This window comes from Halomonas sp. DP3Y7-2, from assembly GCF_019800795.1.
Taxonomy (GTDB): Bacteria; Pseudomonadota; Gammaproteobacteria; order Pseudomonadales; family Halomonadaceae; genus Halomonas; species Halomonas litopenaei_A.
In genome coordinates this window covers 1-20,631 of record NZ_JAHVKJ010000011.1, presented here as the reverse complement: position 1 = coordinate 20,631, position 20,631 = coordinate 1, and the positions used below count along the sequence as shown (strand labels likewise).

Below are 20,631 nucleotides of genomic sequence, written 5' to 3'. Positions count from 1 at the left end.
ATAACAACATGACTGAAGCTATGATCAGCGCTCGACGCGGCTCCGTCATCCCGCCCATCGTGGCGGCGATGGCGGTTGTTGGGTGCGTTGGGCTGGCGCTGTTTGACTACCATCTGTCGTTCTTGTTTGCGTCGCTGTTCACCTTGCTGGTCTGTGGCGTGCCTATCGCGATCAGTCTGGCTGGCTCGTGCCTCATGTACGTCCTGCTCACCGGGCGGGTGCCCGATGTGGTCGTGGTGCACCGGATGATCAATGGTATCGACAGCTTTCCGTTGCTGGCGATTCCCTTCTTTATCCTGGCTGGCAACCTGATGAACAACGGCGGCATCACCACACGCATCTTCGATTTCGCCAAGGCCTTGATGGGCTGGATGCGCGGTGGCCTGGGGCACGTCAACGTGGGCGCAAGCATCGTGTTCTCTGGCATGTCCGGCGCCGCCGTGGCAGATGCCGGGGGGCTCGGTACCATCGAGATCAAAGCCATGCGTGACGCGGGATACGACCAGGAGTTTGCAGTCGGCATCACCGCTGCGTCATCCACCATCGGCCCGATTATTCCGCCCAGCCTGCCGATGGTCATCTATGGTGTGATGGCGTCGGTATCCGTGGGCCAGCTGTTCGCGGCAGGGTTGGTGCCGGGCCTGCTGATGGGGCTCACCTTGATGCTGATGATTACCTGGTTGTCCCGTCGTCGTGGCTATCAGCGTGACGCGCGCTTTTCGGTGTCGGTGCTGGGCCAGACCTTTTCCAGGGCGCTGCTGTCGCTGCTGACTCCGGTCATCATCGTGGGCGGCATTGTCACCGGGGCGTTCACGCCCACGGAGGCGGCCATCGCCGCGGTGGTGTATGCCTTGATTCTTGGCGGACTGGTCTACCGGACCCTGACCTGGCGACGGCTGCTGAAGGTCAGCTTCGAGACCATCGAGACCACGGCGGTGATCCTGTTCATCGTCGCCGGCGCCTCGATCTTTGCCTGGATACTGACCAGCAACCAGGTCACCCAGCACGTGATGGGGCTGCTCGGCCCGTTCCAGGATAATCCAATCGCGGTCTTGCTGATCATCAACCTGGTGCTGATTGTGGTGGGATGTTTCATGGAAACCATCGCCGCCATCACCATCCTGGTGCCAGTACTGCTGCCGGTGGCGGTGGCCTCGGGCGTCGATCCGGTGCACTTTGGCGTCATCATGGTGCTTAACCTGATGATCGGGCTGCTGACGCCGCCGGTAGGGATGGTGCTGTACGTGCTGTCCCGGGTATCGAATATCTCCTTCGAGAAATGCATGCGGGGGACCCTGCCGTTCCTGGTGCCGCTGGTCGTGGCTTTGGCGCTGGTCACCTTCATTCCGGCGATCTCCCTATGGTTGCCGACGCTGGTCTATCGCTGAGTTACCCCATCGCGTCGGGGTGTGGCGGGTGAGTGAAGGGCTCCCCGCCATGCCGGACGGATTTCACCACACGCAAGGACACGCAAGGATCTCGACATGAGTCACAGCCAATACTTGGCCTGCAGGGTGGGCCAAGACGACCTGAGTCGCTTTATCCAGCAGGCGCTGGCAGCGGCGGGGGCCGATACCGCGTCGCAGCAGGCGGTGAGCCGAGCCCTCGTCACGGCGTCACTGATGGGCACCGACAGTCACGGTCTGCGGCTGCTGCCACACTACCTGCAGGCGTTGCAGGGCGGGCGCATCAATGGCAGTCCCGAGATGCGCTTTGAACAGCGCCTCGCCGCCACAGGAGTGCTGGACGCAGACAATGGCCTGGGCCACCTGGCGGGTTACCGGGCGATGGAGCACGCTGCCGCCATGGCAAGGCAGGCCGGAATGGGTGCGGTTGCGGTCGGTCATTCTTCTCACTTCGGTGCGGCGGGATGCTATGCCCTGGCTGCGGCGGAACAGGGGCTGATCGGCATGGCGTTCTGCAATTCCGATCCGTTTGTTCTGCTGCATGGTAGTCAGGCCCCCTTCCACGGCACCAACCCCATCGCCTTTGCCGCACCGGTGGAGAACGACGACCCCTATCTGCTGGACATGGCCACCAGCGCGGTGCCCTGGAACAGGGTGCAGCAGTATGCCGCCATCGATCGGCCGCTGCCGCCCGACATTGCCGCGGATGGCAACGGCACCACTACCACTGATGCCAAGCGGGTGGAAGCGCTGCTGCCATTAGGTGGAGGCAGCTTCGGCTTCAAGGGGGCGGGGCTGGCGGGCATGGTCGAGGTGCTTAGCTCGACGCTGTCCAATATGGTCCACGGCTTCCATCTATTGCCCATGGGCGGGCCCGACATGCACACACCGAGAGGTGTCGGTCACTTCTTTCTGGTGATGCATCCAGACGCCTTTGCAGGACAAGGGGAGTTTGCGCAGCGCATGGGTGACTACCTCAGGGATTTGCGCGGTATGGCGTCAAGCGCAGAAGCGAAGGTATTGGCGCCAGGAGACCGAGAGTGGCAGACCCGTCGCGAGCGACGTGCCGAGGGGATTCCATTGGATCATGCCCAGCGGGATGCCTATCGCCGCATCGCCGAGCAATACCGCGTTGAGCCCCTCACCGAGGGCTGAAGAGCAAGTCACTCGTCGCGCCCAACGATGTCAATGGGCCGCAGACAAGCGGCGAAGCACAAGGGAATCGCGGCCCTGGCTGACGCGGGAAGTCCCACAGGGCCACCCTGTTGCAGTACCATGTGCGCCATGCCCCGCATGTCTCGGGGGCGTGATTGAGGGAGAGACGCGTCGATGAGCAGATTTCGGGTGGAGCGCAAGACGCTGTCCGAGCAGGTGGCCGAACAACTTGAGGCCGAGATTCTGGAAGGCAGGTTGGGGGAGAATGATCAGCTGCCCTCGGAGCGTGAGTTGATGGAGCAGTTCGGTGTTGGCCGCCCTGCGGTGAGGGAGGCCTTGTTCTACCTGCAGCAGCTTGGGCTGATCGCCATTAATAGTGGCACCAGAGCCAGGGTGATTCGACCTACCGCCGAGGCGGTGATGGCGCGCCTGTCGGGGGTCACTCGACAGCTGTTGGCCAAGCCCGAGGGGCAGCAGTACTTCCAGGAGGCGCGGGCCTTGTTCGAAGTGGCGCTGGCTCGCCAGGCGGCTCAGCATGCCACCGATGAAGAGGTTCAGGCCCTGAGGGATGCGCTGGAGACGCAGCGCTCCGTCATCGGTGACGAGGCCGCGGTCAAACGCGCCGACAACGACTTTCACGGGGTGCTGGCGCGGATCGGTCACAACCCCATCTACGATGCCATCCATCAGGCCCTGTCTGAATGGCTGGACGATCGTCGGGCCCAGGCGCTGCAACAACCCGGAGAGGATCTGGCGGCACTGGAGGCGCATACCGAGATTGTGGAGGCGATTGCTGCCCATGACCCCGAAGCTGCCGAGTCAGCGATGCGACGTCATCTAGACCGCCATTACGGAACCTACATGCAGATGAAGCAACGGCTGGGTTCTCGACAGGACGCAGACTGACTCGCATTGGTGGTCGGTGTGGTGGGCGCTGGTCGCCAGACGTGCAGGCCCAGGGGCATAACCCTCTGGGCCTGCGTCGTATCTGCTGTCAGCCTATTGCGCTGATGGCGGGGTCGCTCTCGTGTCTCTCGTGTGTGGCGCAAGGGCTGCAGCGAGGCGAGGCAGCGCTCTGCCTTGGCGTCTTGCCATGGCGAGCACAGGCGCCAGTCTTCGCTCCAGCTTCTGTTCATGATTCTGGGCAATATCGACCAGCTGGTGGTCCAGCCAGGGGTTGCAGAAGCGCTCGATGATGCTGTCGACGTACTCGTCGAGCGCCATCCCCGGGTACTCATGATCGAGCACCGGCACGACTTCCTCTCTCAGCATCGCAATGAGTTCACCGCCGAGTCGCGGATCCTCCATGGCCTGGCGCACTAGCGGCAGCTGCTCCATCACCCCCAGCTGCCGCGCTCGTGCCACCAGCCAGGTATGGGCCAGGTTCAGCAGATGAAGCTTGCGACGTTCATAGGGGCCCAGGTCCTCCACCAGCAGCACATCGTCATGCCGAAAGGGAAGTGTCAGCCCGTCCACCTGCTGAATCGCCCACAGGCCATAAGGCTCAGCCACGGCGCCCACCGGCTCAAGCTCGGCGGAGACGATACGATCCACCAAGGTAGGCACCCAGACGCACTCAGCGGTGAGCCATTGCTCGAAGGCGGCATCCTGATAGCTGTCCCGGGCCAGGCCCAGCACCACGTCTCTGAGCACGCCGGCATTGTCGGTCAGCAGTTCACAGGGGAGCAGCGTGACCCCGTGGCGATCAGCGTCGAAGCGTGCCTTGAGCAACTGGGTCAGCTTGGCAGGAAAGCTGACCGGGCATGGCGCCAGCGGGCTGTCTCCGGTGGCGACGAGATAACCCGATTCGCTGGTGTTGGACACCACATGGGTGACGTCGTTGCAGAAGGACCGGTGTACCTCCGCCCAGTCCTCCGCGGCCACCAGCGAGCGGGTGATGCTGTCGACAGCGAGCCGTGTGTCGATCAGCTCGCCGTGGCGTCGTCCGCGCAGCTGAACCGGATAGCTTGCTGCCTGGGCGAGGGCGCGGGCCTTGCCGCGACCGGCAGGGCGATCGGAGGTCTGTACGGCGATGATCTCGACGTCACCGCCGACTGAGCGGGCCTGACTGGCGAACAGGTCGACGTGGGCGAGCAGGAAACGTCCCACGCCGAACTGCATCAGCGTCGCCGGTGGCAATGCCGCTGGTGTCTCTGTCGGCGCCAGCGTCACAGTGAGACACCCCGCTTCCAGGGGATGAAGTCATGTTGGGCGAGGCCCACCGCACGGGTGGTGTAGCGCCCGGAGGCGGTCTCGATGCACAGCGCCAGCAGCGCATCGGCCAGCTCGTCGATGGACGCCTCCCCGCGGATGACAGCGCCAGTGTCGAAATCGATGATATCGGACATGCGCTGTGCCAGCTCCGAGTTGCTGGCGACCTTCAAGGTAGGGGCGACCGGGTTGCCGGTCGGCGTGCCCAGTCCGGTGGTAAAGATGATCAGGTTGGCGTGGGAGCCCGCCAGGGCGGTGGTGGACTCGACATCATTGCCAGGGGAGCAGAGCAGGGCAAGCCCCGTCCGAGTGGCGGTCTCGGTGTAGTCGAGCACTTCCACCACCGGGCTGTCCCCGCCCTTCTTGGCGGCCCCTGCAGACTTCATCGCATCGGTGATCAAGCCATCGCGGATATTGCCCGGTGAGGGGTTCATGGAAAAGCTCGCGCCGACGGCTTCGGCGTGTCGCTGATAGGCCTGCATCAGGCTCGAGAAGCGTTCGGCGGTGGCATCATCGACACAGCGGGCCAGCAGCTCATGCTCCACGCCACACAGTTCGGGAAATTCGCTGAGAATCCCGCTACCCCCGAGGGTGACCAGGCGATCGATGGTGCCCCCGACCACCGGGTTGGCAGACAGACCGGAGAAACCATCGGACCCGCCGCATTCGACGCCAATGCGCAGCTTGGAAAGGGGAGCTGGCTGACGGGTCACCTGGTTGGCCTCTTTGAGGCCGTCGAAGATAGTGCCCAGCGCGCGCTCGATCAGCGCATCTTCGCTGTCACTGGCCTGCTGCTCGAGATAGTGTACCGGCCGCAGGCCGTCGGGATCCTTGGTGGCGACCGCCTGCCTGAGCATGGCGATCTGAGCCTTCTGGCAGCCCAGGCTCAACACGGTAGCGCCTGCCACATTGGGATGGGTGATGTACCCGGCGAGCAGATTGCACAATGCCTGGGCGTCGTCGTCAGTGCCGCCACAGCCCAGGGTATGGGTGAGGAAGCGCACCCCGTCGACGTTGGGGAAGGGAGACGTCAGCGGAGCCGAGAGACTGGCGGACGTGTCGCCGTGCAGCATGGTGCGCGCCAGCTGCTTGTAGTCGCGGAAAGGATCGTCACCAAGGGCGTCGGCAACGCATTGGCGCAGCACCTCGATGTTGCGGTTTTCGCAGAATACCAGGGGCACCACGAGCCACAGGTTGGCCGTGCCGACGCTGCCATCCGGGCGATGGTAGCCATCGAAGGTGGTGCCGTCGAAACGCGAGACATCCGGTCCCTGCCAGCTCTGACGACGGCTGACGGGCGTGTCCGAATGGGTAAAGTGTTCAAGGTTGTCGGTACGAATCGCACTACCCTTGGTGATGGCTCGGGTGGCTTTTCCCACGGTCACACCGTACATGGTGACGATGTCGCCCTCGGCGAGGTCCACCAGGGCAAACTTGTGCTTGCGGCGGATCGCCTCCACCAGGGTCAGCGAACCCGCTTCATCTTCGATTTGCTGCCCCACAGCAAGATCACGCAAGGCCACGCGGACGTTGTCGTCGGGGTGCACGCGCAGGCTTTCCTGCGGCAGGTCGGTGGCGATGGTCGCGGTCGAGGCGCCGTGGCTGGCTTGCGTGGTCATGATAGTGATGTCCTCATCGTCACGGTCAATACTGTCGTTATGTGTTGAGAAGCTGGGTATGGCCAGGCGCCAGAAAGAGGGGCGATTGCGCGTCTGCCTTTAGCTGGCTCATAGGTGTCCTGGCCTGTCGCGTTCTAGGACTGATCCGCTGTCCTGTCGGGCACGCTGATCATCGCCTTGATCACCCCGTTGCTGCTGTCGCACCACTGCGCCATGGTGTCCGGCAGCTCGCATAACTCGGCGCGGTGGGTAATCATCGGGGAGACCTTGAGCTGGCCAGTGGCCAGCAGGTCAATCACCTTGGCGAAGTCTTCACCGGTGGCATTGCGGCTGGCCAGCAGGGTCACTTCCTTGGCGTGGAAGTCGGGGTCATGAAAACGGATGTCGGCCTTGACCAGGCTGACCAGCACGTAGCGTCCGCCGTGGCCCACCAGCTCGAACCCCGCCTCCATGGCAGCGGGATTGCCGGTGGCATCGAACACGACGTCGGCCAGGGCACCTTGGTTAAGCTGTACGAGCTGCTGCGCCGGGTCGTCCTGTCCCACCAGTAGGGTGTCATGGAAGCCAAGCGCCTCGCGGCAGAACGCCAGTCGCTCGGCATTGCTATCCAGTACCACCACCCGCGCGCCCTGGGCACGAGCGACCTGGGCCACGCCGATACCGATGGGACCGGTGCCGACAACGGCAACCAAGTCGCGCTCGGTGACGGCGGCGCGACGCACCGCGTGGGCGCCGATGGCCTGGCATTCCACCAGCGCCAGCTCATCCAGCGTCAGCGTCTGGCAAGCAACAAGATGGCCGACGGGGACCGTGAGCCACTCGGCCATACCACCGTCCTGATGGACCCCGACGACCTGCATCTGCTGGCAGCAGTTGGTGGTGCCGCGCTGGCATGCGCGGCACTGGCCACAGTGAAGGTAGGGAATCACGTAGACCTGCTGCCCCAGCAGCTGCGCCCGCAAGGCCCCCGGCACGTCATCGGCCAGGGCTTCAACGGTGCCGGCGAGCTCGTGTCCCAGAACCCTAGGGTAAGAGAAATAGGGCTGACGACCGGAGAAGGCATGGATATCGGTCCCGCAGACGCCGATACGCTGAATGCGCACCAGCGCTTCCCCGGCCTTCGGCCGGGGAAGGGGGCGCTGTTCCAGTCGCAGGTGACCGGGCTCGACACAGACGGCGACATCCATCTGGGCAGCGGGGGTGGTCATGCCAGCGGATCCGCAATGACCTTCTGGGTCTGCTCGCCCAGCCCTTCGATACCCAGGCGCATGGTCTGGCCCGGGCGCAGGAAGACCGGTGGGTTCTGGCCAAGGCCAACGCCTGGGGGCGTGCCGGTGGAGATGACATCGCCCGGCTGCAGACTCATGAAACGACTCAGATAGCTGACCAGGAAAGCGACCTGATACACCATGGTCTTGGTGCTGCCGTCCTGATAGCGCTTGCCGTCGACTTCAAGCCAGAGGTTGAGAGCCTGGGGGTCAGCGACTTCATCCTTGGTGACCAGCCAGGGGCCCAGGGGGCCGAAGGTGTCGCAGCCCTTGCCCTTGTCCCAGGTGCCGCTGCGCTCGAGCTGAAACTCACGCTCCGACACGTCATTGACGACGCAGTAGCCGGCAACATGTTCGAGCGCTTCCGCTTCGTCGATATAGCGACCGGCCTTGCCGATGACGACACCGAGCTCCACTTCCCAGTCCGTCTTGCTGGAGTCGCGGGGAATCATGACATCGTCATCGGGGCCGCAAATAGCGCTGGTCCACTTGTTGAAGATGACCGGTTCCGGCGGGACCTCAGCTCCGCTCTCTGCGGCGTGATCGGCGTAATTCAGGCCGATACAGATAAACTTGCCGACGTTGCCGACGCAGGGGCCGATACGAGTATCGGCAGGCACCAGGGGAAGTTGCTCAAGATCCAGGCGGGCGATTTTCTCCAGGCTTTCACGACCCAGTGCTGCGCCGGAAAGATCGTCGAGGACGCCTGACAGATCGCGAATGCGGCCGGCTTGATCAAGGATGCCTGGCGCTTCTTGTCCTGGGTTGCCGAATCTCAATAGTTTCATGGGTGGTCCTTGTGCGTTGTGGTGTCAATGACAGGGCGTCGATATCAGGGCGGCAAGGTGAGGCGCCGAGACCTCACGGTCGACTGGCGTCAGGCTAGCCAGCCTCCGTCGATGATCTGACAGGTGCCGGTGGTATAGGCCGATTCGTCTGAGCCCAGGTAGACGGCCAGTGCCGCGATTTCGTCCGTCTTGCCCAGTCTGCCCATGGGCTGACGATCGAGAAAGGCTTGGCGTACCTGAGCTTCGTCCTGGCCCAGCGCGTCGGCTTGCGCGCGAATACGTTCGCTCAGGGAAGGTGATTCGACGGTCCCCGGGCAAATGGCGTTGCAGCGAATACCATGGGTGACGTAGTCCGCCGCCACCGAGCGTGTCAGGCCGATCACGGCAGCCTTGCTGGTGCCATAGGCGAAGCGTCCCGGCACCCCCTTGAGGCTGCTGGCAACCGACGCCATGTTGATGATGCTGCCGCCGCCCGCGTCCAGCATACCGGGAAGAAAGGCGCGAAGGGTGTGGTACATGGCAGTAACGTTGATCGCCATGGAGCGCTCGAAGGCGTCTTCCGAGCATTCGAGCAGACTACCGCTGTGCACGTAGCCCGCGCAGTTGAACAGAATATCCAGGCCTGGCAGTGAGTGCTTGAGGGCGTCAATGGCACTTGGCTGGGTCACGTCCAGGTGATGGCAGTGAAGACGGGGCGTGCCGGCGAGATCCTCCAGCTTGCTCACGTCGATATCGGTGGCGTGGACCTCGGCGCCCTCTGCCAAGAAACGTTCGACGGTGGCGCGTCCAATGCCCTGACCTGCGGCGGTGATTAAGGCGGTCTTTCCTGACAGGCGCATGGCAACTCCTGTAATCCGGGTCATCGTTGTTGTGAATCGTTGTGGACCTCGTTGCTCGGCGACAGCGACCTGCTGATCTGCCGCACCCGCGGCGAGAGTTCAGAGGCAACCTCAGTCCTTTTCTTCACTTCTCCCGCCGGCCCGTGCCTGTGCTCTTCTGCTGTCTCGCAGCTCGGCCATTCCTCAGTCACGGCTCGGCCATTCCTCAGTCACGGCTCGGCGATGGCTCAGGTATGCCTCAGTTATGCCTCAGTTATGCCTCAGTTATGGCTCGGCGGTGTCGTCATGCAGCACCTAACAGGGCATCGCGACTTGCTTATGGTGGCCGTGACGCTGGAATCGCCAGGGCGAGCCCTTTTGTTCGACGTTAGTCTTAGTGGTATGACAGGATGCTAGCATGATGGTAGGTGCAGTATGGCGTAGCTACGAGAGATTGCAATTGCCTGAACGGGTCGACTTTGGTCGAGCCTGATCATCGCGATACGGCGGCAACCACCCATGAGAGGCTTCACTTCAAGGGACTGGGGTGGACTGAGTCGAAGGTGAAAGGGCTGGGTTTGAAAGAGCTGAGCTTGAAAGTGCTGAGCTGGAAAGGGCTGGGCAAAGAACTGGGGTGAGAGGACGGGTGCATAAGTATCGCTCTGGCGCCGTGGCCATGGTCGCAGCAAAGCGCGGTGACCGGCGCCGTCAGAAACAAGCAGCAGGCCTCAGTAAAGAAGGGTCTTTGATGTAAAAAAGAGGCGGCCGTAGGTGGCCGCCAGAAGGGCAGGGAACCGGTAAGCGTCAGGCGCTAAGGTGGAATTTGTCAGTCAGGCTATGGGGTGGTGCCCAGTTGGGACTGCGTGCCGCCGCCTGCGTCTACACCAGCACCCTTGCCCGCTGTCAGCACGGGGTAGTACTGGGTGAAGACGAAGTCGTCTGCCGCCGCTGCCGCATGGCAGGCGTTACAGGCGGCGGTGGGAAAGGGGGCCGCAGTCTCCTTGAGGCTTGAGTGATCCGGCGTCGAGAAACTGTAGTAGGCCCAGTTGCCTGGCTCGTCCGGGAAGTGCTCGCTGCTCTTGATGGTGGCCTCGAGGCCGATGTACTCACCCATGAAGTAGCCGTTGCCACTTGCAGCCTGCTTGCTGCCGACGCTGATCAGCTCCTTGACCATGATCGCGCCATCGCGAAACTCGCCAGTCTCCTTCCAATGCTCCCAGCTTTCCGGGTCAAGGTAGACAGCATGGAATTCCGGGAAAGGGGCCTTGCCATTGTTCATGTCATTGGGGGTCAGCGGGGTCCCCACGAACACCCACTCGCGGAAGCCGGTAGGCCGGGTCAACTCCCCGTCCTTGATCTCGAAGTAGGTATCGGCCAGGGCGCTGGTAGCCATCAGGCCTGCAGCCATGGCGGCTGAGTAGCGCAGCAGGTTGAGCATGGTAGTTCCTCCTTGATCGCCCTTGCGCAGGGGACGGCCTTGTAGGCCTGATGTCGCCTCGCTTGTGGGCTGTGCACGGTAGTCGGTCGGTCATAAGGCTCTTGGCTGGCCTTTTGGATTCAGTCCGGTTCCTTTGTCAGTGATTGCCGGTCAGTAATTGCCGGCCAGTGATTGCCAGCCAGTGACTTTCGGTTAGGCGTTTCCGGTTAGTCGTTTCGGGACAGGCGTTTCTGATCAGACGTTTCCGGTCGCTCTTATAGGAGCGCGGGCGTGGGCGGCTTGCGCTGCTTGGCTATGTCGCTCGGCTATGTCGCTCGGCTATGTTGTTTGGCTGTGTCGCCATGGGGTGCAGCGAGTGCGGCCGCGGGCGCCCGGTGTCGTGGAAGGTATACGTCAAGCTCGAAAAGGCAGCTACGGGTGGTGCTGGAACTCGCATACTGCATGCGAGATTTCTGTAGTATCCGCGCGGTTCAGCTCAGAGTTAGCGGCCGTTGGGGAGACGCGGTGTAGGCACCGCTATAACGAAAAAAGCCCCGTCGCGAGACGAGGCAAAAGGGAGTGGGAGGCGCTGTCTGTGGATCCGAAGAGCCAACCGAAGCGCCATATCAAGGGCTAGCCGCGGCTCTGATGCTTCAGCCAGGCGCGGATGCCATAGGTCCAGGGGGGCAACCGATCGGAGCGCTGGACCTGGTTGGTCAGGGCGCCGAGGCGTGGCGTCGAGATGGTGACACGATCACCCAGATGATGGGTAAAGCCCTGGCCGGGACCATCGCGATCCTGGATGGGCGAGAACATGGTGCCAAGGAACAGCATGAAGCCATCCGGGTACTGGTGGTGGTCGCCAATGGTCTGACTTACCAGGTCCAGCGGATCGCGACTGATCTCACGCATGTCGCTGGCGTCTTCCAGCAGGAAATCATCGTCCCCCTCGATACGCAGACTGACCATCGCCGAGCGCACGTCATCCATGGAGAAGTGTTCGTCAAACAGGCGGATGAAGGGGCCGATGGCGCAAGACGCGTTGTTGTCCTTGGCCTTGCCCAGCAACAGCGCGCTGCGTCCTTCGATGTCGCGCAGATTGACGTCGTTGCCCAGGGTAGCGCCGCGGGCGTTGCCGCGGGCGTCGACTGCCAGCACGATTTCCGGTTCCGGGTTGTTCCAGTGTGACGACGGGTGCAGGCCGACGGCAGCACCGTGGCCAACGGCGGACAGCGGTTGAGCCTTGGTAAAGACCTCGGCATCGGGGCCGATGCCGACCTCCATATATTGCGACCAGGCGCCTCGGGACTGTAGCTCTGCCTTGAGCGCCATGGCCTCGTCCGAGCCAGGACGGATCTTTGACAGGTCGCCGCCGATGACGCGCTTGAGTTCTTCTCGAAGCTCACCGGCACGGGCGGCGTCGCCGCCGGCCTGTTCTTCGATCACTCGCTCAAGCAGGCTGACCGCGAAGGTCACGCCGCAGGCCTTGATGGCCTGGACGTCGCAGGGGGCGAGCAGGTAAGGAGCGCTGGAGGAGCCAGCGTTGTCGAGTAGGCGGTCCAGAGTCCCCAGGGACTCGCCCTCGGCGTTGGCTACGATATGTGCAGCGTCATCCCGCTCCAGCAGGTCAGCCATCACGTTGACAGTGGCGGACAGGTCGATCACCTCACCATTACGCACCGTCACGACGACAGGGCCGCGCTGATCATCACGCCAGATTCGGCCGACCAGCAGGGCGCGCTCGGCGTCTTGCGGCAGCACGTCGTGGGCAGAAGGCAGGCTATTCATAGGGTCATCCTTTGGTTCGTTTGTCAGTTCGCGTTGCTATATGTCGCGTCAGCCGCTCGAGCGTCACATGGGGCAGGGCGTGTCTCGGCCCTGACCACTTTTGGCTTAACTAGCTCTTAACGATGTCTGAACTATTTCTCACCTACCGCTTACCTATCGCTTACCTATCGCTTAGCCCTGGCTCAACCCTGGGTACGCGGCAGGATGCGTCCAGGGCACATCAGGCCACGTGGATCGAGAAGTCGCTTGAGGCCGCGCATGATGTCGTGTTCCGGGGCGGACAGGCTCTCGAGGAAGGGAGGCTGCTTGACGCGGCCGATCCCATGCTCGGCGCTGATGCTGCCGTTGTACTCGCCGACAATGGAGAAGATCTGTTCCTCCAGCTCGTGCAGCAGGCTGCGCTTGGCGTCATCGTCCAGGTGGCCGGGAGGCAGGATGTTGAAGTGCAGGTTGCCGTCGCCGACGTGGCCATAGGCAATGACCTGGGACTCCGGTGACGACTCGAGCACCGCTGCCTCCGCCTGAGCATGAAACGCTGGCAGCTGGGAAATGGGCAGGGAAACATCCGTGCGCAGGTGTTCACCACGGCGCTGCTGGCCCTCGAGCATGGCCTCGCGCAGCTGCCACAGCTGGGCGGCCTGGGTCTCGCTGGAGGCCAGCACGCCATCGTCGAGCAGGCCGTCTTCCATACCACGCTCGAACAGCGCTTCGATCATCGCATCCAGATCTGCTGGCCCACTGGCGGCCACCTCCATCAGCACATACACCGGATGGGCACCGTCCAACGGGTCGGGTAACGTTGCATCGGCTTCGAAGGCCAGCTCCAGGCAGGCGCGGGGAATCAGTTCGAACGCCGTCAACAGATCGCAGCAGTGGCGGCGTGCCTGGGCGTAGAGCCCGAGCACGGCCTCGACGCTGGGACAGCCGATCAGGGCCGTGCGGGTGACCTGGGGACGAGGATAGAGCTTGAGCACCGCTCCGGTGACAATGCCAAGGGTCCCTTCGGCGCCGATGAACAGCTGCTTCAGATCGTAGCCTGTGTTGTTCTTGTGCAACGCCTTCATATCGGTGAGCAGGCGACCGTCGGGCAGTGCCACCTCGATGCCGAGCACCAGCTGGCGCATCATGCCATAGCGCAATACGTTGAGACCGCCGGCGTTGGTCGCGATATTGCCACCGATCTGGCAGCTGCCCTGGGCGCCCAGTGACAGCGGGAAGGTCAGATCCTGTACCTCAGCGGCTTCCTTTACGGTCTGCAGAATGCAGCCTGCATCGACGCTCATGCTGAAGTTGAGGGGGTCGATCGAGCGCACGCGATTGAGTCGCTCGAGGCTGATCACCAGCTCAGGCACATGGCTGTCCGGCAGCGCACCTTCCACCAGGCCGCTGCCACCGCCCTGAGGCACCACCGGAATATCGTGACGATGGCAGTAGCCAAGCACGTCCGCCACCTGCTGGGGTGTGTCGGGCCGGGCGACGGCCAATGGCAGGCCACCGCGTGCTCCGGCCCAGTCGACCAGGTAGCGCTCCATGTCGCTCGTCTCGGTCAGTACCCCCTTGTTGCCGAGGGTCTGTACGAGGAATTGCAAAAGAGGATCGTGGGGGCTCATATGGGCCAACTCCGCTTAGTGGGCGATGGATCGTCGCCCTCCAGTGTCTTGACGAGACAGGCGCTCGGTCGCATCGCTAAAGGGGGCCAGGGCGCCGGTTTTCCGGGCGCCCTGGGTTGTTCACGCTGGCTCACTTGAACCACAGCACCAGTCCAGGGAAGAGCAGGAAGAGCACCAGCAGCGCCACCAGGGTGAAGTAGAAGGGCAGCAGGCTCTTGACCAGGCTTTCCATGCCCACCTTGCCAACGCCACAGCCGACGTAGAGCACGGTTCCCACCGGCGGCGTGATCAACCCGATGCCCAGGATGAAGGACATCAGCACGCCGAAGTACACCGGATCGATACCCAGCTTCACGACCACGGGGGTCATCAAGGGGGCCAGGATCACCATGGCGGGAGTCAGGTCCATGAAGAAGCCGACGATCAGCAGGAAACCGGACAGGATCAACAGCAGCAGCAGCTTGTTTTCGGTGATCGCGGACAGGCTGACCACCAGTTGCTGCGGGATCATATTGGCGGTCAGCAGCCACGCCAGCACGCTGGCAAAGGCCAGCAGCAGCATGACCACGCCGGTGAGGCGGCCGGTGGCAATGCACAGCTCGAAGAAGCGCTTGAGGGTCAGGCTGCGATAGACAAAGAACGACACCGCGAAGGCGTAGACCAGCGCAATAGCCGCGCTCTCGGTGGGGGTGAAGACGCCGGTCAGAATCCCGCCGACGATGATGACCGGCAGCAGCAGTGCCAACATCGCGTCCTTGAGCGCGCTGGCAAGCTCCGGAAAGGAAAACGCCTGTCCTTTGCCGTTCTTGCGCGACTGCACGTAGGTGGTTCCTGCCAGTGCCAGGGTGATCAAGATGCCTGGCACGATACCTGCCAGGAACAGCTGCGAGATCGAGGTATTGGTCACGACCCCGAACAGGATCATCGGAATCGACGGAGGAATGATGATACCGACCACCGACGCCGCCACCACGATGGCGGTCGCCATGGAAGCGGTGTAGCGGTGTTGCTTCATCGGCTCGATCATCATGCTGCCTACGGCCGAGGCATCCGCCACGGCAGAACCACTGATGCCGCCGAAGAACATCGAGGTCATGACCGCGACCTGTCCAAGCCCGCCTGCCACGAAGCCCACCAGGGCGCTGGCCAGACGTACCAGGCGCGTAGCAATGCCGCCTTCACTCATGACTTCGCCGACCAGGATGAACAGCGGAATGGCGAGTAGCGGGAACGAGTCGAGACCATTGACCGCCTGGTCGACGATGGGGGACAGCGAGTAGTCCGAATAGAAGAAGATAAACAGGCTGATGGCCCCAAGACCAAACGAAATCGGCATGCCGATGACGATGCAGATCGCGAGACCGATCAGAATGCTCCAGAGGATCATGGTTCAGATCTCCTGCACAGGGCCACCAGGGCGAGGGTATTGGCGATCAGGGTCAGGCCAGCCATGACCGGCATTGCGCTGTACAGCCAGGTCTTGGGAATGCCGAGCATCGGGGTCGAACTGGTGTAGCCCGAAATCAGCTCCTTGAAGCCAATCAGGATGCAGGCACAGACCAGGTAGATCACCGCGACTGCGGCAAATCCGAGCAGGCGACGCAGTCCCGCCGGGGCGAGGTCCTTGAAGTAGGTGACGGCCACGTGCTCTTTCTCGAGGCTGCCGAGACCGGCACCGAGCAGCACCAGCCAGATGAACATGACGCGCGACATCTCCTCCGCCCAGGCGTAGGAGGTGTTGAGCACGAAGCGACCGAACACGTTGGCGGTCACACAGAACACGACGCCGAGGACCAGCAGGCCAACGGCCACACGCAGCGTCGTGATGAGCCATCCCAGAATGCCCGGGGTGGTCGTGGAAGATAGGGTGGTCATGGGTCACCTCCGTGGTGACAACAGCACCGCCGCCGCGGGCGGCGGCAGGGCTTGGCGCCACAGCACGGTGCTGTGGCGCCAAGCCCTGTCATGGACGTTCGTGGGTCCGCATCCAGTGTCGTGCCGACTTACTGGGACACGGCGCGGATATCGTCGATCAGCTCGCCGCCAATCTTGTCGCGCCAGTCGTCATAGACCGGGGCCAGGGTGTCCTGGAAGGTGGCCACCTGTTCCGGCGTCAACTCGGTGATGGTCATGCCCTCATCGATCAATTCCTGCTTGATCTGCCCGTTCAGGGTGCGGCTGACATGGCGCTGGTAGTCACCCATCTCGCCTGCGGCTTCGACCAGCAGCTGCTGGTAGCTCTCTGGAAGCTTGTTCCAGAAGCGCTCCGACACCAGGGTGATGAACGGCGTATAGACGTGGTTGGACTCGGTCGCGTAGCCCTGCACTTCGTTGAACTTGGACGACTGGATCGTGATCCAGGGGTTCTCCTGGCCGTCGACCACGCCCTGCTCCAGTGCAGTAAACAGCTCGGCGAAGGACATCGGTGTGGGGTTCGCGCCCAGAGTCTTCCAGATATCCAGGTGGATCGGATTCTGCATGGTGCGGACCTTGAGGCCATCCAGGTCGTCAGGTGAGTCCACCGCCGTTTGGCTGTTGGTCAGCTGGCGATAGCCGTTCTCGGCCCAGCCGATGGCCTTCAGGCCGTTGGTGCTGGCCACCTCGAGCATGCTGTCGCCGATCTCGCCGTCGAGCACCTCATCCGCCACTTCCGGGGTCGGGAACAGGAACGGCAGGTCGAACACCGCGAACTGCGGGAACATGTTGACCAGGGGAGAGGTCGACGGGGCGGTCATTTCCAGCGTGCCTGACTGCAGGGCGCTGACGGCCTGCAGGTCGTCACCCAGCTGGGCGCTGTGGAACAGTTCGACCTGGATGTGGCCGTCACTGCGAGTCTCGACGATGTCTTCGAAGTACTCGAGTCCGCGATACTGCGCACCGGACTGGGTGGTGCCGATGCTGAACTTGAGGGTGTAGTCGTCGCCGTCGCCCTCGACAGTGCTGCCGGAGACCTCGGGAATCGGCGGCATTTCCGTCGCCGCCTGGCTGGTGGCGGCGAAGCCCGCGGCCAGCGACGCGACGGTCAGGGTTGAGATCGCCAGCTTGAGTCGGCTAAGAGCGAAGGGGCCTTGGGGCATTGTGGTTGTTGTCATGGTGCTCTCCTTTCAGAGGCGGTGGTGAGTGGCATGCTGGCCCATCCGACAGGGTGGGATGGGCCGGGGTGGGCGCGATTCAGGCGTCTTGCCAGGCCGCGCCTTCGGGGAATTGGTGGGCGTCGAGAGATTCCGCCTTCATGGTGATGCTGTAGCCGGGCGCCTCGGGTACCAGGTAGCGGCCGTGGCGAATGCGCACCGGATCGATGAAGTGTTCGTGCAGGTGGTCGACGTATTCGAGCAGGCGACCTTCGAGGGAGCCAGAGACCGCAATGTAGTCGAACAGCGAAATATGCTGGGTGTATTCGCAAAGGCCGACACCGCCGCCGTGGGGGCAGATCGGCACGCCGTACTTGGCCGCCAGCAGCACCACGATGATCACTTCGTTGAGCCCGCCCAGACGTGCAGCGTCCAGCTGGCAGTAATCGATCGCACCTGCCTGGAGCAGCTGCTTGAACATCACCCGGTTGTGGCAGTGTTCGCCGGTGGCCACGCCAATGGCGCCCGGCTGCTTGCCCTGGGAGGGACCGAACACGCCGCCACCGAGACGTCGACGGATCTCGGCGTGGCCGAGGATATCGTCAGGACTGGTCGGCTCTTCGATCCAGTGCGGATTGAATTCGGCCAGACGGCGCATGTTGACGATGGTTTCGTCCACATCCCACATCTGATTGGCGTCCATCATCAGCGTGCGCTCTTCGCCAATCTCTTCGCGCAGAATGGCGGCCCGGCGACGATCCTCCTCGATGTCCCCACCGACCTTCTGCTTGAAGTGCTCCCAGCCCTCGGCCAGGGCCTCGCGGCAGAGCCTGCGCATCTTTTCTTCGGAGTAGCCCAGCCAGCCAGCGGATGTGGTGTAGCCGGGATAACCGTCGGCGCGCATCTCGGCTTCGCGATCCGCCTTGGTGGCGGCATTGCGGCGGAGCAGGGCAATCGCTTCTTCCGGGGTGATGGCATCCGTGACAAAGCGGAAGTCGAGGCAGCGCACCAGCTCTTCCGGCTGCATGTCGACCAGCAGCTTCCAGATCGGCTTGCCTTCGTGCTTGGCCCACAGGTCCCACAGCGCATTGACCAGGGCAGCGCTGGCCAGGTGCATTACACCCTTTTCGGGGCCCAGCCAGCGCAGCTGACTATCGCCGCTGGTCAGTTCTCGCCAGAAGGTGCCCATGTTCGCGGTGATGTCTTCCAGCCGACGCCCGACCAGGGTCGGCGCCAGCGCCTTTACCGCAGCGACGCAGAGGTCGTTACCGCGGCCGATGGTAAAGCTCAGGCCATGGCCTTCGGTCTCCTGGTCGGTGTGCAGGATGACATAGGTGGCGGAGTAGTCCGGGGCCTCGTTCATGGCATCGGAGCCATCGAGCTGGCGGGATGTGGGGAAGCGAATGTCGCGGGCGTCCACGCGGGTGATGGTGGTCATGCTGGCGGCCTTGTCATTGATGTTGTTGAAAGGCAGGGCTCGATATCGCATCCATTAAGCGCTGTGAAAAGGATGAAGAGAGAGCCCTGTCAGAAAAATCTGTTGTGATATGTAGTGGCGTAGGGAGAGTCTAATCAGACAGAAAAAAGACCGGCCAATGGAAGTTTTTGTCGTGCCGATAACCACAGGTTATCATGCGTGAATACCGACCCCATCGGAGGCACGCAATGGCCCATGATAGCGGCGTTCACGTCAAGACGTGGCTGCGGGTAAAACATATGATGTTGCTGGTTGCTTTGGACGAAAGTCGTAACATGCATGCCGCTGCCAGACAGCTAAATATCAGTCAGCCGGCCGCCAGCAAGATGCTCAAGGACATCGAGGGCTTTCTCGGTCTGCCGCTGTTCGAGCGTGAACCAGGGCGGATGGAGCCGACTGCCGCCGGTGAGACAGTGCTGCGCTATGCCAGAAGGCTATTGAACGATACCGATCGGCTGGTAGAAGAGCTGTCTTCCTTGCGCGAGGGCGGGCATGGCCGGTTGGCGCTGGGCTCAGTACCCGGTGCAGCACCGGTGATGCTGCCCCACGCCATGGCCGCCTTGAAACGCCAGCGACCGCGTCTGGCGATCTCGTTGATGGAAAACTCAAGCGACAGGCTGTTGGTGGACCTGGAGTACAAGTTGCTGGATGCGGTCATTGGCCGATATACCGACCCCTCCCAGCGCCACCTGTTCGATTTTCTGCCGCTGAAGGAAGAACCGGTATCGGTGGTGGCGCGTCCGGAGCATCCGCTGTGCCAAGGGGTGCCAGAGCTTGCCGAGGTGGTGCGTTGGCCCTGGGTATTGCATCCCATGGCCAGTCCCATGCGCGGCCTGTTTGAAGCGGCACTGGCCGAGGCGGGTGTCGCGTCACCGCGCAACGTCATCGAAACCACCTCAACCCAGGCGTCGCTGCAGCTGGTGGCGTCATCGGACACCCTGTCGGTGTTGCCGAGTTCGGTGGTCAAGACCGCCTTTTCTCAGGGTCGCTTTGCGGTACTGCCGCTGACCATCGGTGAGCCGCTTGGCTACTACGGCATCCTCACGCGCAAGAATGAGCCTTGGCCACAAGCGTTGAAGGAGCTGGTGCAAGAGCTGACCGGATAGACCGGACGCAATACAGCCGCCCGCTTGTTCAAGGCTTGGGAGCCGGGGCATCGGACGATGTCAGTGCGCAATTTCAGCACAATAGGCAAAGAGACACCAAGGCTGACAGGATGACCTGAGCGCATCACTCCAACGTCAATGCTTCGCGGAAATTCGGTATAAAGGGCAGGAAAAGGCACTGCTGACATGGCGGATGTAAGGGGGATGCTTCAGCTTGGTCGATAGCGGATGTCGCCGCCTGATGTTCGTCATTCAGACGATAGCGTTCACGAAAAGGGACCGGCGAGCCTGCCAAAGGGAAAGCACAACCTGGGATAAGGGAGAAACAAGGACCAGCATGATATGCCGGTCCTTGCAGTACGACGTATTGCCGAATCATCTACCTTCCTGCTAGATGACTGGCGGCAAGTCTCACGCCTCGCGCTGGCCATCCACCAGACGACGGAGCTTGAGCGGATTGCCGTCTTTCAGCGCATCAGGCAGCAGGCTGTCGGGCAGGTTCTGGTAGCACACCGGACGCAGGAAGCGATGAATGGCAGCGCTGCCCACGGAGGTGGTACGCGAGTCCGAGGTCGCCGGGTAAGGGCCACCGTGAACCATGGCGTGACATACCTCGACACCGGTCGGCCAGCCGTTGGCCATCACTCGGCCAGCGCGGCGCTCGAGGATCGGCAGCAGACCACGGGCGGCGTCGACGTCGCCATCGTCCATCTGCAGGGTGGCGGTCAGCTGGCCTTCCAGGCCTTCGGCCAGAGCCTTGACCTCATCGAGGTCGGCACACTGCACCACCAGGGAGGTGGAGCCAAACACTTCCGCCTGCAGGGCGTCATCCTTGAGGAAGTCCTGGGCGTCGGCCACGAACAGCCCTGCCTGACACTGGTTGGGACCGTCGCCTGC

Annotated in this window: 16 protein-coding genes and 1 pseudogene; 4 read left to right on the top strand and 13 right to left on the bottom strand. The window is 62.7% G+C overall.

The annotated features are described in order from the left end of the window. Positions 1-8 precede the first annotated feature (8 nt). The 3 genes from KUV45_RS15665 (at position 9) to nanR (ending at position 3,467) form a co-directional block, all read left to right on the top strand. Positions 9-1,388: a TRAP transporter large permease gene (locus KUV45_RS15665; protein ID WP_224852079.1), complete on the top strand. Its 1,380-nt coding sequence runs from the start codon at positions 9-11 to the stop codon at positions 1,386-1,388. A gap of 96 nt (positions 1,389-1,484) precedes the next feature. Next, positions 1,485-2,561, top strand: a complete 1,077-nt coding sequence (locus tag KUV45_RS15660) for an Ldh family oxidoreductase (protein ID WP_222163267.1) — start codon at positions 1,485-1,487, stop codon at positions 2,559-2,561. A gap of 174 nt (positions 2,562-2,735) precedes the next feature. After that, on the top strand, positions 2,736-3,467 hold the full coding sequence (gene nanR / locus KUV45_RS15655; RefSeq protein ID WP_222163266.1) for a transcriptional regulator NanR: 732 nt from the start codon (positions 2,736-2,738) through the stop codon (positions 3,465-3,467). A 93-nt stretch (positions 3,468-3,560) separates the two neighbouring features. Here nanR and KUV45_RS15650 read toward each other — a convergent pair whose 3' ends face one another. The 12 genes from KUV45_RS15650 to KUV45_RS15595 all read right to left on the bottom strand — a co-directional run bounded on the left by KUV45_RS15650 (position 3,561) and on the right by KUV45_RS15595 (position 18,589). Further along, a complete protein-coding gene (locus KUV45_RS15650; protein WP_224852080.1) occupies positions 3,561-4,733 on the bottom strand; it encodes a mannitol dehydrogenase in 1,173 nt (390 codons plus the stop codon). Next, the gene (locus KUV45_RS15645) at positions 4,730-6,391 is read right to left on the bottom strand and encodes a UxaA family hydrolase (RefSeq protein ID WP_222163265.1); all 1,662 of its coding nucleotides are present in this window, start codon (positions 6,389-6,391) and stop codon (positions 4,730-4,732) included. The genes KUV45_RS15650 and KUV45_RS15645 overlap by 4 nt, the downstream gene beginning before the upstream one ends. A 134-nt stretch (positions 6,392-6,525) precedes the next feature. Next, a complete protein-coding gene (locus tag KUV45_RS15640) occupies positions 6,526-7,599 on the bottom strand; it encodes a zinc-binding alcohol dehydrogenase family protein (RefSeq protein WP_224852081.1) in 1,074 nt (357 codons plus the stop codon). Continuing rightward, on the bottom strand, positions 7,596-8,447 hold the full coding sequence (locus KUV45_RS15635) for a fumarylacetoacetate hydrolase family protein (protein WP_222163264.1): 852 nt from the start codon (positions 8,445-8,447) through the stop codon (positions 7,596-7,598). Before KUV45_RS15635 ends, KUV45_RS15640 begins: the two co-directional genes overlap by 4 nt. Positions 8,448-8,536: 89 nt before the next feature. Further along, positions 8,537-9,286, bottom strand: a complete 750-nt coding sequence (locus KUV45_RS15630; protein ID WP_222163263.1) for an SDR family oxidoreductase — start codon at positions 9,284-9,286, stop codon at positions 8,537-8,539. An 814-nt stretch (positions 9,287-10,100) separates the two neighbouring features. Beyond that, a complete protein-coding gene (locus KUV45_RS15625) occupies positions 10,101-10,703 on the bottom strand; it encodes a cytochrome P460 family protein (protein ID WP_206944536.1) in 603 nt (200 codons plus the stop codon). A gap of 612 nt (positions 10,704-11,315) precedes the next feature. Beyond that, positions 11,316-12,470 (bottom strand): fumarylacetoacetate hydrolase family protein, encoded by a 1,155-nt coding sequence (locus KUV45_RS15620; protein WP_222163262.1) that lies wholly within the window; start codon positions 12,468-12,470, stop codon positions 11,316-11,318. A gap of 182 nt (positions 12,471-12,652) precedes the next feature. Next, complete coding sequence (locus tag KUV45_RS15615; protein ID WP_206944531.1) at positions 12,653-14,080, bottom strand: FAD-binding oxidoreductase; 1,428 nt, start codon at positions 14,078-14,080, stop codon at positions 12,653-12,655. Between the two features lie 130 nt (positions 14,081-14,210). After that, a complete protein-coding gene (locus KUV45_RS15610) occupies positions 14,211-15,467 on the bottom strand; it encodes a TRAP transporter large permease (protein ID WP_206944529.1) in 1,257 nt (418 codons plus the stop codon). Further along, a complete protein-coding gene (locus KUV45_RS15605; protein WP_206944527.1) occupies positions 15,464-15,955 on the bottom strand; it encodes a TRAP transporter small permease in 492 nt (163 codons plus the stop codon). The genes KUV45_RS15610 and KUV45_RS15605 overlap by 4 nt, the downstream gene beginning before the upstream one ends. Positions 15,956-16,083: 128 nt before the next feature. Then, positions 16,084-17,172: a TRAP transporter substrate-binding protein gene (locus KUV45_RS15600; RefSeq protein WP_224852082.1), complete on the bottom strand. Its 1,089-nt coding sequence runs from the start codon at positions 17,170-17,172 to the stop codon at positions 16,084-16,086. A 79-nt stretch (positions 17,173-17,251) separates the two neighbouring features. After that, positions 17,252-18,589: an L-fuconate dehydratase gene (locus KUV45_RS15595; protein ID WP_206944526.1), complete on the bottom strand. Its 1,338-nt coding sequence runs from the start codon at positions 18,587-18,589 to the stop codon at positions 17,252-17,254. A 278-nt stretch (positions 18,590-18,867) separates the two neighbouring features. On the opposite strand from KUV45_RS15595, the gene KUV45_RS15590 reads away from it, so the two are divergent. Further along, entirely contained in the window at positions 18,868-19,734 is an 867-nt protein-coding gene (locus KUV45_RS15590; RefSeq protein WP_261315982.1) for a LysR family transcriptional regulator, read from the top strand. Positions 19,735-20,145: 411 nt separating this feature from the next. On the opposite strand, the pseudogene KUV45_RS15585 reads toward KUV45_RS15590, so the two are convergent. Continuing rightward, positions 20,146-20,631, bottom strand: a pseudogene (locus KUV45_RS15585) (aldehyde dehydrogenase (NADP(+))); the annotation flags it as partial.

Excerpts from the sequence above, each read along its gene's own strand:
- KUV45_RS15665 (WP_224852079.1), top strand. The coding sequence starts at position 9 with ATGACTGAAGCTATGATCAGCGCTCGACGCGGCTCCGTCATCCCGCCC.
- KUV45_RS15620 (WP_222163262.1), bottom strand. The coding sequence starts at position 12,470 with ATGAATAGCCTGCCTTCTGCCCACGACGTGCTGCCGCAAGACGCCGAG.
- KUV45_RS15635 (WP_222163264.1), bottom strand. The coding sequence starts at position 8,447 with ATGAAACTATTGAGATTCGGCAACCCAGGACAAGAAGCGCCAGGCATC.
- KUV45_RS15605 (WP_206944527.1), bottom strand. The coding sequence starts at position 15,955 with ATGACCACCCTATCTTCCACGACCACCCCGGGCATTCTGGGATGGCTC.
- KUV45_RS15615 (WP_206944531.1), bottom strand. The coding sequence starts at position 14,080 with ATGAGCCCCCACGATCCTCTTTTGCAATTCCTCGTACAGACCCTCGGC.
- KUV45_RS15595 (WP_206944526.1), bottom strand. The coding sequence starts at position 18,589 with ATGACCACCATCACCCGCGTGGACGCCCGCGACATTCGCTTCCCCACA.
- KUV45_RS15610 (WP_206944529.1), bottom strand. The coding sequence starts at position 15,467 with ATGATCCTCTGGAGCATTCTGATCGGTCTCGCGATCTGCATCGTCATC.
- KUV45_RS15630 (WP_222163263.1), bottom strand. The coding sequence starts at position 9,286 with ATGCGCCTGTCAGGAAAGACCGCCTTAATCACCGCCGCAGGTCAGGGC.
- KUV45_RS15625 (WP_206944536.1), bottom strand. The coding sequence starts at position 10,703 with ATGCTCAACCTGCTGCGCTACTCAGCCGCCATGGCTGCAGGCCTGATG.
- KUV45_RS15645 (WP_222163265.1), bottom strand. The coding sequence starts at position 6,391 with ATGACCACGCAAGCCAGCCACGGCGCCTCGACCGCGACCATCGCCACC.
- KUV45_RS15600 (WP_224852082.1), bottom strand. The coding sequence starts at position 17,172 with ATGACAACAACCACAATGCCCCAAGGCCCCTTCGCTCTTAGCCGACTC.
- KUV45_RS15590 (WP_261315982.1), top strand. The coding sequence starts at position 18,868 with ATGATGTTGCTGGTTGCTTTGGACGAAAGTCGTAACATGCATGCCGCT.
- KUV45_RS15660 (WP_222163267.1), top strand. The coding sequence starts at position 1,485 with ATGAGTCACAGCCAATACTTGGCCTGCAGGGTGGGCCAAGACGACCTG.
- KUV45_RS15640 (WP_224852081.1), bottom strand. The coding sequence starts at position 7,599 with ATGACCACCCCCGCTGCCCAGATGGATGTCGCCGTCTGTGTCGAGCCC.
- nanR (WP_222163266.1), top strand. The coding sequence starts at position 2,736 with ATGAGCAGATTTCGGGTGGAGCGCAAGACGCTGTCCGAGCAGGTGGCC.